Origin of the sequence: Weizmannia sp. CD-2023 (assembly GCF_036225245.1) — a bacterium.
Taxonomy (GTDB): Bacteria; Bacillota; Bacilli; order Bacillales; family Bacillaceae_C; genus Weizmannia; species Weizmannia faecalis.
This window is the reverse complement of record NZ_JARTJQ010000053.1, coordinates 1-14017: the sequence shown is the minus strand read 5'-3', so window position 1 is coordinate 14017 and position 14017 is coordinate 1. Positions and strand designations below refer to the sequence as shown.

The following is a 14017-nucleotide window of genomic DNA, read 5'->3' as shown; positions in this document are numbered from 1 at the left end:
ACCACAGCTGACTCCCGAGCACTCCTCGTGAATCAGCAACATGACCGCCAACAGGCAGAAATGTACAAAAAGAAAACACATCGGATTGACCACCGGATTGTGAGCATTTCCCAGCCGCATGTCCGTCCAATTGTGCGTGGCAAGGCAAAAGCGAACGTGGAATTCGGCTCAAAAGTCGCCATTAGCGTTGTAGATGGCTATGCCTTGATTGAGCAACTCGACTGGGAAAATTACAATGAAGGGATCACCCTTAGAGAATCTATTGAGAACTACTACAACCGGTTCGGATTTTATCCAGAAGCGATTTTAGCAGATAAAATCTACCGAAACCGTCACAACCTGGCATACTGCAAATCTCTTGGCATTCGTCTGAGTGGGCCAAGGTTGGGACGCCCATCCAAAACGGAAGACAAAACCTTAGAACGCGTGGCAAGGCAGGATGCCTCTGAACGTAATGCCGTTGAAAGCAAATTTGGCGAAGGCAAGCGCAAGTATGGGCTAGGCCTTATTCGAGCACGCCTTCAGGAGACCAGTGAAACAGTAGTAGCCCTTCAATTCCTTATAATGAATCTGGAGCGGAAGCTCAGGGTTCTTTTTTTGAAATTTTTGCACAACACTATTTTATATTTTAATAACCGTAATTTGGCTTGTATCTGACAGAATCTGATTCGTTCAGCAAGCCCTAATTATAAATTTATAGAAGTTTTTTATTTTTATACTATGAATTGTATAGAATTATCATTATTGAGATATATTTCCCAAATTGAAAGGAGTTTTAAGTATTAAGAAGATGCTAAGTTTAGTTTTGGTTTGAATTATATCCATGTTATGGGTTTATTCATATAGATAAAAGGGTAAATAAATTTATTTTTCACTAAGTAGAAATAAAAATAAATAATTTTTTAATCTCTTTGGCTTTTACACAATGTTTTTATTTTTACTGAATCACTTGATTTAATTAAAATTAAATGGAGGATTTTTATGTTTGACTATCTTGTAGTAGGATCAGGTTTATTTGGTAGTGTTTTTGCTTATGAAGCTGCAAAACGAGGAAAAAGAGTTAAAGTAATTGATAAAAGAAATCACATTGCCGGTAATATTTATACAGAGGAAATAGAGGGTATTCAGGTACATAAATATGGTGCTCATATCTTTCACACAAATAGCAAAAAGATTTGGGATTATGTAAATCAATTTGCAGAGTTTAACCGTTATACAAATAGTCCGATAGCAAACTATAAAGGTGAAATCTATAATATGCCTTTTAATATGAATACATTTAATAAATTATGGGGAGTTATAACTCCTGATGAAGCCAAAGCTAAAATTGAAGAGCAAAGAGCTGCTGCCCATATTGGTAAACCGAAAAACCTGGAAGAACAAGCAATTTCGTTAGTTGGTACTGATATTTATGAAAAATTGGTAAAAGGTTATACTGAAAAACAATGGGGCCGAAAAGCAACTGAGCTTCCATCTTTTATTATCAAAAGATTACCCGTTCGCTTTACTTATGATAACAATTATTTTAATGATAGATATCAAGGCATTCCGATTGGTGGTTACACCCAAATTGTGGAAAAAATGTTAGCAAGTGATTTAATAGATGTCGAACTAGAAACCGACTTTTTTAACAATAAGGATAAGTATATAGAGCAGTTTCCTAAAATTGTTTATACAGGTATGATTGATCAATTTTTTGATTATCAATTTGGCACACTTGAATATAGAAGTTTAAGATTTGAAACGGATATTTTGGATCAAGAAAATTATCAAGGGAATGCTGTTGTAAACTATACTGATGCAGAAACTCCATATACAAGAATTATCGAGCATAAACATTTTGAGTTTGGAACTCAGTCTAAAACGGTTATCACCAAAGAATATCCAAAAACATGGCAAAAAGGTGATGAACCATATTATCCTATGAATGACGAAAAAAACAATGAAATATTTAAAAAATACCATGAATTGGCGGATCAAACTCCAAAAGTTATTTTTGGTGGTAGACTAGGTATGTATAAATACTATGATATGCACCAAGTTATAGCAGCAGCACTAACTGTTGTAAATAATGAATTTAAATGATATGAAACGGGTAATTAAATATGAGTATCACGAAAAATTATATTTATAATGTTATTTATCAAGTTATCACATTGATTGTACCTTTAGTTACAGTACCATATATTTCCCGTGTACTTGGGAGTCATGGTATAGGAATTAATGCATATACTAATTCTATTATTCAATACTTTATATTATTTGGAACAATCGGTATTTCTCTTTATGGAAATCGAGCAATCGCGTATGTAAGAGATGATAAAGAAAATTTAAGTCGTACTTTTTGGGGGATTTTCACTCTACAAATAAGTACGACCTTAATTTCTTATATAGTATTTTTGTTTTTTCTCAAAATAACAGGGGAATATCAAAATATCTTCCTTTTACAGTCGCTTTTTTTGCTGGCTGCTATGGTTGATGTATCATGGTTGTTTATGGGATTGGAAGATTTTAAAAAAACAGTCACTAGAAATTTGTTTGTCAAACTCGTTGGGGTTGTTTGCATATTTATATTTGTAAAATCGGCTCAGGATTTGTGGAAATACGTATTAATTTTATCTTTATCTCAATTTTTGGGACAATTAACTTTATGGTTTTATATTCCAAAGACAATAAAAAAAGTAAAAATAAAGTTAAATGATGTAAAAACACATTTGGGACCTTCACTAGTCCTTTTTTTGCCCCAAGTAGCCATCCAAATTTATTTAGTATTAAATAAAACGATGTTGGGATATTTATCAGATACTAATGAAGTCGGTTTTTTTGATAACTCTGATAAAATAGTGAGAATGGCATTGTCTATAGTAACTGCAACAGGTGTTGTTATGCTGCCACGAGTAGCTAATACATTTGCAAAGGGAGATTTATCAAAGGTAAACGATTATCTTTATTTATCTTTTGGTTTTGCCTCATATTTGTCATTTCCATTAATGTTTGGTTTGATGGGGATTGCTGAACAGTTTACCCCTTGGTTTTTCGGACCTGAATTTAGCAAGACTAATGAAATAATATTTATTATTAGTCCAATAATTGTGTTTATAGCATGGAGTAATGTAATTGGTCAGCAATATTTGATGCCAACAGGAAAAATGCGTGGTTATACTATTTCAGTTATAGTAGGAGCAATTATCAATTTTATTTTAAATTTATTACTAATACCTCATTTTCAATCTCTTGGTACATCTCTAGCAACATTAATTGCTGAGTTTACTGTAACTTTTGTACAATTGCTGTTTTTATCGGGACAAGTAAAATATAAAACATTATTTGCTTCAACCTGGAAATATTTTTTTAGTGGTTTAATCATGTACAGTGTTATAAAAGTAATTGGATTGAACTTGAACTTTGGTTTTATTACAACATTTATTCAAATAATTATTGGTCTGTTAATATATCCTCTTCTTTTATTTATTTTTAAGAATGAGTTAAATCGAAATTTATTTATTAAAGGATTAAGTTTCATTAAAAGATTGGTTAAATAGGACTTGTGGATAAGTAAAAAATTCCAGACTTTACAAGGATCTCTGCCACTTTTGTCAATTATAAAGTGCAAGGATTTTATGGGGAACACGTAAAAAATCTTACACTTGGAGGCCGTTACTATGTACAAAATGATCAAACATCAATTCACTTTTTTAGAAGATTCTTTTTCTACCATTGATGGAAAATGAAATAAAAAAATCGCTGGGTCCGTTTTTCTTAAATAATCCCTTGGTGGAAGGCTGAAATGTACAAGAAGAAAACACACCGGATTGACCACTGGATTGTGACATTTCCCAGTCGCATTTCCGTCCAATTGTGCTGGGCAAGGCAAAAGCGAACGTGGGGTTCGGTTCAAAAGTCGCCACAGTGCCGTTGGTGGCTATGCCTTGATTGAGCAACTTGAGACAATGAAGGGATCACCCTGAGGGAATCCGTTGAGAACGTCAACAGCCGGTTCGGATATTATTTGGAAGCGGTTTTGACAGATAAAATCTAACAAAACCGGGATCAATCTCTTGGCATTCGTCTGAGTGGGCCTTGGTTGGGACGTCCATCCAAACGGTACACAACACTATTTTACATTTTGACAATCGGATTTGGACTTGTATCTGACTGTATTGTATTTAAATCGTTCAGCAAAACCCTAATTAACGTACAATATGTAGATTTAAAATTATTATTGTTCTCATAAAAGTAAATGAATTGTCTAATTGGATTTTAAACTTCAAAATATAAATATATCTGCAGGGAGTGGTAGTTATCAATACTGAAGTATATAAATCGGAAGATGTTTTCGGGATATCCAGGGATTTGCCTTTAAATTATATTATAAGAAAAGATATAGACAGTTTATTTACCGATAGCTTAAAGCGAAAAAAGCATGTTGTAGTTTTTGGAAGCTCCAAGCAAGGTAAAACATCACTTAGAAAGAAATATCTTTTAGAAACAGATGCCATAATTATACACTGTTCAAATAAATGGACTTTAGAGGATATTCACGTAAATATATTAAAACGGGCTGGCTTTGAAATAACACAATCAAATAAAAAAACATCTACAGGAAAATATAAAATTGTTGCACAACTAAAGGCAATGTTTTCACCTTTGGTTTCATCTAGTTTAGCATCTGAAGTGGATAAAACAAATCAAGTGGAAGTAACTACTCAGCCACTTGAATTAGATCCAGAGGATGTCAACGATATTATCAGCGCACTAAAAACGATGAATTTTAAAAAACGCGTTTTATTAGAAGACTTCCATTACCTTAATATAGAGGCTCAAAGAGACTTTTCTATAGCTTTAAAGGCATTTCATGAAAACTCAGATATCAGTTTTATAATTATTGGAGTATGGTTAGATGAAAATCGTCTAACTATTTATAATGGCGACTTAACTGGGAGAGTGATCTCAGTAAATGCTGATAAGTGGACACCAGACGAACTGAAGGAAGTAATAGAAAAGGGTGAAAGTCTTTTAAACATTACATTTGCGGAAGATTTTAAAACAAAACTTATAGAAAATTCATTTGATAGTGTCTACATTGTTCAGGAAGCTTGTTATAATGTCTGTAGAGAAAATGGTGTTTTAGAAACACAGGAAAATAATAAAGTTATTGGAAAAGATACTAACATACAACAATTAATCAGAAAAATAGTTAATCAACAATCCGGAAGATACAATGATTTTTTAACGAAATTTGGTGATGGTTTTCAAACTACAGTATTAGAAATGTACAAGTGGATATTATATCCTTTGATTACTTCAGACTCTAATGTTTTAGAAAGAGGTCTTAGGTATTCCGATATAAGACATATTATCCAAGCCCATCACCCTCGTGGCGCTGAATTAAATCCAGGTAATTTGACTCAGTCTTTAAAATCCGTAGCTTCCTTACAAGTTTCTAAAAAAATTCAACCTATCATTATTGATTATGATGAGACAAATTTAAGACTTAATGTTGTAGACAAAAGTTTCATTATGTGGTTAAATTTCCAAGAAAAAAAGGAAGTATTAGAATTAGCTGACTTACCCAATGATTAGTTAGTGAATGATAATGAGATTATTCAGCGCATGATTGAACGAGAAAATGCAAGATAGAAAGACTATAATGAAACTCAGTATGAAAGAGGAGACTTACAAACTCTTCATATGATTAAGAAAATGGTAAATCTGGTTTTGAACTAGAATTTAAAATATCAATTGTGCAATCAGGGGTCTAGATAAAAAAGATTACAGTTTCAATGAAATAAATTATTCTAGCAACTGATGCTTATCTAAAAGAGACTTATGGATTAATTCTGACTTGTTATTTCAGTAATTAATACTTGCTGAATAAGTGAAAATTCAAGATTCGACAAGGGTTTCGGTTACCTTTGTCGAATATAAAGTGTAAGGACTTTATAACGTAAAAAACCTTGTGCTTGGAAGTCTTTACGACATACAAAAAAATGGGTGTTACACTTGCCGCCGGATACAGTCTGTCCTGGTTTAAGGATACATTCGCAAAAGGCGAAGATTTTGCAACATTGCTGGAAGAAGCCGCGCATTCTTCGATCGGGGCAAACGGCCTGCTTTTCACGCCGTTTATTGCCGGGGAAAGAACGCCCTATGCCGATGCAAAAATCCGCGGCACTTTTACAGGCATTGACAGCTCACACACCAGACGGGATTTTACCCGTGCAGTGATGGAAGGTATTGCCTTCTCTATCAATGAAAGCGTTGAAATTTTTCGAAACTATGGCAAGAACATCGATACCGTGATATCCATCGGCGGCGGTGCCAAAAGTGACCTGTGGCTGCAAATTCAGGCTGATATTTTTCATGCAAAAGTCATCAAACTTCAGAATGAACAAGGTCCCGGGATGGGCGCCGCCATGATTGCAGCAAGCGGATTGGGATGGTTTTCTTCCCTCAAAGATTGTGCAGCAGCCTTTATCCGGACAGGCCGGACATTTGAGCCAATACCGAAAAACGTCAGCCGTTACCGGGATTTTTACCAGGTTTATAAAGATGTCTATCCGCATACCATCGCGATCAATCACCAGTTGTTTGATTTAAGGGAGGAATGAGGGGGCTGCAGTAGTGCGGTGGCACCCCCTCAAAAAACATTCAATTTGCTGAATGTATCAGATGTTGGCTTTTTATCCGATTTGTTCGGCAAGTTCTGTGTTAATTACCATTCCCAAATGATAATTGCAAAGCTTTTCTGTTCTGTTTCTTGGAAGCCTAAGTTAATAATCGCTGTCGCACTCCGTATGAGTGCGTGGATTGAAATATAAGGAATTGATTAATGATCCACATATTGATTGTGTCGCACTCTGTGTGAGTGCGTGGATTGAAAATCGGTTAAAATTAAATCGAAGCAAAAAGCCGGCAATACTTACACTCCATATGCAGTGTCCCTGTCATTACTTGATATATCCCCCTTTTATATGAAAAGGGGGATATATCGGGTTATACTGTTTCTGCCGATTGAGAGTTAAAGATTTGACGGCGGCGCTCCAGTTCGATACTCATTTTTTCCCGTTGTTGGTCCAGTTTATAGAAACAGGTCGTGATGCCGATAAGCAGGCAGATCAACATGGGAATCCATATAAATGAAGCTTCGATATATTTTAAAGCAGTCGGGGTTTGTGTTGCGTTCGGGACATAGCCGCCCATTTTTAAGAATATCCCGATCAGCGCGCTTGCCAGCCCCATGCTTAATTTCACACAAAAGCCCTGGAAAGCAGCAATCATACCAGATATGCTTCTTTTTTTCTGATACTCCGAGTAGTCGATGACATCTGGTTGGATGGCAAATGTTGTCCCAAAAATGCCGTATATGCCGAGACCCGTTACGGCTAACCCGGCAATCAGTACAACTGGGAATGCGCTTCCAAAGTAGATCATCAAATCGCCGATAATGTAAATCGCTGTGCTTAACAGCAAACAAGCCTTTTTTGATATTTTTTTCTGTAAAAATGGAAGAACGATCAGCATAGGCAAACCGGACAAAATACCGAAAAGCCCTACAAAAGTTAACCAGCTGGAACGACCCAGATTATAGGTGAAATAATAGATAACCGTGGTATTCCGGATCACAAACAATGCAAAGTAAAGAAAGTTTAAGATAAAGAACAGGATGCTCTGGCCGGTTAATCCTTTTAGATCATCCAAAAACGAATGTTTTTCCTGTTTGACAGCCGGGGGTACAACTTCTTCTGTGTTCATAAAGGTGATCACAAATATCAATAAGGCGAGAATAGCATACAACGACATTGTAATGAGAAAGCCTTTTTGTGTGCTTCCTTGCCCGAACAGGTTTACAAGTGGTGTTGTAATGGACATCACCAATGCTGTTCCCAATAAAGCGCAAATCATTCTGGTCGTTACAAGCCAGTTTCGTTCATGTACGTCTGAAGTCAGTCTTGGAACGATCGTGTTTAACGGAATATTGACAACGGTATATGCGATATTCAGCAAAGTAAACGTCACATACGCCCAGACCAATTTTCCAGTCATTCCGGCATCCGGCACGATAAACGTAAGGATGGTAAAAACAGTAAAAGGAACAGCTCCGATGATAAAATAAGGTCTCCCCTGGCCCCATCTCGTATGGGTCCGGTCAACGATCAATCCCATTCCGGTATCCGCAAATGCATCGATAATTTTTGTGACAAGCATTAATGTGCCGGCAGCGGCTGCTGTAATGCCAAAGACGTCCGTATAGAAAAACATCAGATAAGATGCCATTGTCCCAAACACAAGGTTACAACCTAAATCTCCTACACCATACCCCATTCTTTTTTTCCATTTCTCCATTTAACTCACATCCCCTTTTTTGAATATCCGTTGGGCCGCTGTATCGTAATGGCGCCACAACTGGACATGATGGCGAGGCTGGAAAACCAGCCAATAAGCAAATCATGTCCGCTCTGTCTATCTTGTTGGTGATTCAACAAGGCGGGATATCGCTTTCATATCTTGTTTTAAATGTTGATAGGCAGATTGATAAACTTGATAGCAGACATTATATTTTTCATGGTTTTCCGGATTTGGCAGGATTTTTTCATCTAACACTTGCCATTTTTTTACGTCGTTGTAACTTAAAAGTCCTGTTCCGATTCCGGCAAGAATTACATCCCCCATATTGGCTTCAACATCATGGAGCGGGCAAATGACAGGGTAGCCGGTTACGTCCGCAAAAATTTGCCGCCAGACTTTAGATTTTGTTACCCCGCCGGCAATGTAGATGGAATTCCCCACATTTTCACCAGTTGCTTCCATGGCATTTCTTAAAGAATAGGCAACTGCCTCTAAGAATGCACGATAAAGATGTGCTTTTGTATGGGCAAGCGAGAGCCCAATAATTGTGCCCTTGGCATCTGAATCCCATATTGGGGCTCTTTCCCCCATAAAATACGGAAGGACGATAAGGCCATTACTGCCGGCAGGAATTTTCGATGCCTGTTCATTTAAAATATCATAAGCATTTCTGCCGCCGTGTTTCTCTGCTTCCAATTCAAACTGGCACAGGGTTTGCTTGAACCATTTGACGATCGCGCCTGCCGTATTGGCTCCTGCAAAACAATACGATAATCGTTTGGCGTCATATAAATAAGGCCAGACAATCAAACCTTTTCCTTTCGCAGGCTGGTCGGAGATAAGTGCAGCACACATCGAAGTGCCGATAGAAGCGGCGTAAATGCCGGATTCCAATACCCCCAGCCCGATGTTTGCGGCGCCGCAGTCGATTCCGCCGGCGATGACGGGCATACCTTCAGAAAGCCCCAGTTCTTCTGCTGCTTTTTTCGTCAATCCGCCAACGATATCCGTTGACTCTACAATCCTTTGCGGCATCATCGACATAGGAATTCCCATTTGATCCATTAATGTTTTTGACCATGTCCTTGTATTCATGTCAAAGATCCCGCCAATATTGCCTGCCGAAGAATAGTCAATCGCAATTTCACCAGTCAAATGGTAGATGACGTAATCGTTAGGCGGGAGAAAGAGTTTCGTTTTTTTCCAGTTTTCCGGTTCATGGCGTTTCATCCATAAAATTTTTGTGTAGCCGTAATATGGATCTGCCCCGTTATAAGTGATTTCCTGCAAGTTTTCTTCCCCGATATGCTCAAGCACCCATTTCGTTTCTTCTTCAGCTCTTCTGTCCATCCAGATCATGCAAGGCCTTACAGGTTTCAAGTTTTCATCCAGCGGTATGCCGGAACCTCCGTAAAGCCCGCTAATTGCAATCGCGGCAATCTTTTCTTTTGGAATGCCGGATTTTTGTACCGTGTTGCGGATAGAGGTTTTGGCCGCGTCTAGCCATACGTCCGGCCACTGCTCCGCCCATAGAGGTCTCGGGGTGATAATGTCATATTCTTGCAAGTCCTGGGCAATCAGATGGCCTTCTGTATCCATCAGCACTGTCTTTGTTCCTGAAGTTCCAATGTCTGTTCCTAGTAAATAGTTCATTAAATAAGCTCCTCGTATAATAAGTTTCAAATCCAAAGTTGATGTCAATTTCCAGTTCGTTTTGCTCATTGACAAGTGAATATAAGGTTTTTATTTCGGGCGAGCTCGTAATGATAGAATCATTAGATACAAGTGAAGGCACCATCTACAACAAAATCAGCACCGGTTGTAAATGTGCTCGTGTCACCTGCAAGGTATACACAAATGGATTGCAATTCTTCCGGTTTTCCCATCCGGTGAAGCGGGGCCATCTTGTTCCATTGTTCAATTAAGGGCTTCAGACTTGGAGAATTTAATGTCAGTTCTGTGCCCATATATCCCGGGCTGATACAGTTGACCCGCACATTTTTGTCCGCCCATTCGACAGCCAGTGATTTCGTCAATTGAATAACGCCTGCTTTAGAAGCATTGTAGGAGCATTGCGGCTGCGGTACGTTGACAATATGTCCGGACATGGAGGCTGTATTGATAATTGAACCGCCACCTTGTTGAATCATCACTTTGCCGGCTGCCTGTGCGGTTAAAAAGATCCCTGTAAGGTTTACATCTATGACTTTTTTCCATTGTTCGAAGGTCATTTCTTCAGCCGGGACATTCAGGCAAATCCCTGCATTGCAAAACGCAACATCAATCCGCCCGAATGCATCCAATATTTTTGTGGTCATTGCCTTTACATCCTCTGGTTTTGTCACATCGGCTTGTACTGCAATGGCCTGGACCGGATGATTTTCTTGCAGTTCTCTGGCGGTTTTTTCTGCTTCTTTTAAATCCACGTCAACAATTGCGATGTCTGCACCCGCTTCAGCAAAAGCAGTGGCAACGCTTTTACCAATCCCTCTTGCGCCGCCTGTTACGAAAATCTTTTTTCCATCCAATCTCATCTTTTCAATAATCCCCATTTGTGCTTACGCCCCTTTGATAAGTTATTTTATAAAATCATTTTATAAAACTTGTTTATATAATAAAACGCTTTTACGGGAGTGTCAATAGAAAGCGCTTAAAAACTGGATCCTAATATTTTAAAAAATTCTCAAAAATATCTGTACGATGCCATTCCTAAGTTGTGAGGCATTTGTCTGTATGTTATAGTGAATTTAAACAACTGTTTTTATCAATCGTATTTATATAATGGGGTCATCACATGGCGAATAGCATGACATTGAAAGATATAAAAAAGAATAATTATTCCTTGATCTATCACTTGATTTATCAGCATAAAAAACTTTCCAAACAAGAAATTGCGAATATGCTTCATTTAAGTCTGCCGACCGTTAGCCAGCATTTGACGCAGTTGGAGAAGAAAAATCTAATTCAAAAAAATGGATACTTCGAATCTTCTGTTGGCAGGCGGGCTGCAGCTTATACCATATGTCAACAGGCGCGTATTGGGATCGGGGTTGAAATCCAAAAAGAGAAGGTCCACATTTTGGCGGTTGATTTACGGGGCACAGTCTTTCAACAAAAAGAGCTGTATCTGACTTATGCCAATGATGGCCATTATTTCAAACAAGTTAGCCAGGAAGTACAGGCATTTATCGATCATTTTGATTATAAGAAAGAACAAGTGCTGGGAATTGGATTTGCAGTACAGGCCCTGACTTCTAACGACGGAGAAAAAATTGTGTACGGCAAAATATTGGATTGTACAGGATTGGATATCCATGTTTTTGCCCGGCATCTTGACTATCCTTGCAAGTTCTTGCATGATGCAAAATGTGCGGCTACAACAGAGCTTTGGATGAGAAAAGACATTGGGGATGCGGTATATTTATCGATCGGGACGCATCTTGGCGGAGCGATTATTATCAATGACCAAATTTATATGGGGAAAGATGGGCACAGCGGGACTGTCGAACATATGACAATTGATCCGAATGGTTCTTTGTGTTACTGCGGAAAAAGAGGCTGCATGGAAACGCTCTGTTCCATCCATGCACTACTAAAAAAAGAAGAATCCCTGGCATTTTTCTTCCGGCAAGTTCGGTCAGGGGTGCCTTCCTATGTGGAGAGATGGCATACTTTTTTAGAACATCTGGCTTTTTCCATTAATAATATTCGCCTTGTAATCAACCGGGATTTTATTTTAGGTGGGCATATTTCCCCGTATTTAAAAGATGAAGATTTACAAATTCTCCATGAAAAGGTAAATGAGAAGACAGCTTTTCCAAGCGAAGAACCGTTTATCTTTATTAGCCGTTCCAATGAAGACGGTGTGCCGGTCGGTGCTGCCATCCCGTTTATCCAATCGTTTCTGGACAGTATTTAACAGAGGCGGCAAATCAAAAACCATGTTGAAAATGCAAGATGAAACGGCCTCCGGATATGGGAGGCCGTTTCAGTATGGAAGGAATATGCTTGTGCCTCCTATACAAAAACTTAGGTCCTGCCACTACTTAAACAGACTCAACATTGGATGGCAAACGATGGCGTATATTCCAAGAACGGTTACGGAAAACCCGGCACAACCGGGAATCCGCCTCCAAATTGAAAAAAAATCTCTTTATATATATAAGAATGAAAAAACATGGGTATAGATCTGTATATAAGGGAGGTTATGGCAGTGAAGGCAGTTACATTTCAAGGTGCGAAAGACATACAGGTAAAAGAAGTTGATGATCCGTCATTAAAAAAGCGGGATGATATTTTAATCAGGATTACCTCAACGGCCATTTGTGGATCTGATTTGCATATTTATAACGGAGCTATGCCGGCGCGCCCGGGATTTGTGATCGGGCATGAGCCGATGGGAATCGTTGAAGAGGTTGGCTCGGAAGTGACAAAAGTGAAAAAAGGCGACCGGGTTGTGCTGCCGTTTACGGTTTCGTGCGGGCATTGCTATTACTGCCAGCACGGGATGGAGTCCCAGTGTGACAACTCGAATCCGAATGAAGAGGTCGACACAGGCGGTTTATTTGGTTACACAGAGCGGTACGGAGATATTCCGGGCGGGCAGGCTGAGTACCTGCGTGTACCGTTCGGCAATCAAATGCCGTTTGTGATTCCTGAATCTTGTGAGCTGGAGGACGAGGCGTTGCTGTTCTTGTCGGATGTGCTTCCAACGGCATATTGGAGTGTTGAAAATGCCGGTGTGAAGCAGGGAGACACGGTCGTTGTGCTCGGCTGCGGGCCGATCGGCTTGATGACCCAGAAATTTGCATGGCTGAACGGTGCCAGCAGGGTAATTGCAGTTGACCATGTGCCCTACCGGTTAAAGCATGCCCAGAAAATGAATAGAGTCGAAGTGTATAATTTTAAAGAATACAATGAAATGGGAAAGTATTTACGTGAGATTACCAATGGCGGGGCTGATGTGGTAATCGATTGCGTCGGCATGGACGGAAAAAAATCCGCGGTTGAAAAGATCGAGCAAAAACTCAAGTTGCAGGGCGGCACAATCAGCGCGATTCAAATTGCGATGGAAGCGGTCAGGAAGTTTGGCACTATCCAGCTGACAGGGGTATACGGTTCGGTTTACAATGCATTCCCGCTTGGCAGGCTGTTCGAACGCAATATCACCCTGAAAATGGGACAGGCGCCGGCTGTACATCTGATGCCGAAACTCTTTCAAGACATTACAGAGAAAAAGTTTGACCCAACTGAAATCATAACCCATAAAATTTCGCTAGATAAAGCAAGCGAGGCCTATCAATTGTTCAATGATCATAAAGATGGCTGCATAAAAGTCGTATTAAAACCATAAAAAATGCCGGCTCCGTATATTTTTTAAAAGCGGGGCCGGCATTTTTTGGGATGTCTGTCAGCGCCCGATTTTGCCGGCAGTTGCCAACAGAACAAGGATTCAATTGGAAAAGGCATTTATGTCGTCCTCCGTGTGAGTGCGTGGATGAAATAAATAAATTGATTGAATTTGAAGGCGCTTACTCATAAAATAATAGTAAAACATGTAAAGGAGCCTCAAAAATGTCGAAAGTATTGATTGTAAAAGCCCATCCATTTTCCGAAGAATACTCGCGTACTATGAAAGTGACGAATGCTTTTTTAACGTTTTTCCGAA

Annotated in this window: 9 protein-coding genes and 2 pseudogenes; 8 read left to right on the top strand and 3 right to left on the bottom strand. The window is 38.9% G+C overall.

Translation table 11 applies throughout. The features are described from left to right. The 6 genes and pseudogenes from P9687_RS07535 to P9687_RS07510 all read left to right on the top strand — a co-directional run. Window positions 1-657: transposase (locus P9687_RS07535; protein ID WP_328228880.1), on the top strand; the 657-nt coding region annotated here is incomplete at its 5' end. A 324-nt stretch (window positions 658-981) separates the two neighbouring features. Continuing rightward, the gene (glf, locus tag P9687_RS07530; protein ID WP_328228712.1) at window positions 982-2085 is read left to right on the top strand and encodes a UDP-galactopyranose mutase; all 1104 of its coding nucleotides are present in this window, start codon (window positions 982-984) and stop codon (window positions 2083-2085) included. A gap of 20 nt (window positions 2086-2105) precedes the next feature. Next, window positions 2106-3542, top strand: coding sequence for a flippase (locus P9687_RS07525; protein ID WP_328221264.1), 1437 nt, complete (start codon window positions 2106-2108; stop codon window positions 3540-3542). Between the two features lie 236 nt (window positions 3543-3778). After that, a pseudogene (locus tag P9687_RS07520) lies at window positions 3779-4102 on the top strand (IS5/IS1182 family transposase); the annotation flags it as partial. A 191-nt stretch (window positions 4103-4293) separates the two neighbouring features. After that, window positions 4294-5583 (top strand): hypothetical protein, encoded by a 1290-nt coding sequence (locus P9687_RS07515; RefSeq protein WP_328228713.1) that lies wholly within the window; start codon window positions 4294-4296, stop codon window positions 5581-5583. Between the two features lie 398 nt (window positions 5584-5981). Then, window positions 5982-6611 (top strand): annotated as a pseudogene (locus tag P9687_RS07510) (FGGY-family carbohydrate kinase); the annotation flags it as partial. Window positions 6612-6996: 385 nt separating this feature from the next. Here the strand turns inward: P9687_RS07510 and P9687_RS07505 are convergent. The 3 genes from P9687_RS07505 to P9687_RS07495 all read right to left on the bottom strand — a co-directional run bounded on the left by P9687_RS07505 (window position 6997) and on the right by P9687_RS07495 (window position 10901). Beyond that, window positions 6997-8346: an MFS transporter gene (locus P9687_RS07505; protein WP_328228714.1), complete on the bottom strand. Its 1350-nt coding sequence runs from the start codon at window positions 8344-8346 to the stop codon at window positions 6997-6999. A 117-nt stretch (window positions 8347-8463) separates the two neighbouring features. Next, window positions 8464-10002, bottom strand: a complete 1539-nt coding sequence (locus P9687_RS07500) for an FGGY-family carbohydrate kinase (RefSeq protein WP_328228715.1) — start codon at window positions 10000-10002, stop codon at window positions 8464-8466. A 122-nt stretch (window positions 10003-10124) separates the two neighbouring features. After that, window positions 10125-10901, bottom strand: a complete 777-nt coding sequence (locus P9687_RS07495; protein WP_328228716.1) for an SDR family oxidoreductase — start codon at window positions 10899-10901, stop codon at window positions 10125-10127. Between the two features lie 242 nt (window positions 10902-11143). On the opposite strand from P9687_RS07495, the gene P9687_RS07490 reads away from it, so the two are divergent. Both P9687_RS07490 and P9687_RS07485 read left to right on the top strand, forming a co-directional pair. After that, on the top strand, window positions 11144-12268 hold the full coding sequence (locus tag P9687_RS07490; RefSeq protein ID WP_328228717.1) for an ROK family transcriptional regulator: 1125 nt from the start codon (window positions 11144-11146) through the stop codon (window positions 12266-12268). A 294-nt stretch (window positions 12269-12562) separates the two neighbouring features. Further along, window positions 12563-13702 carry a zinc-dependent alcohol dehydrogenase gene (locus tag P9687_RS07485; RefSeq protein ID WP_328228718.1) on the top strand — a complete coding sequence of 380 codons (1140 nt, stop codon included), beginning with the start codon at window positions 12563-12565 and terminating at the stop codon, window positions 13700-13702. Window positions 13703-14017: the final 315 nt, after the last annotated feature.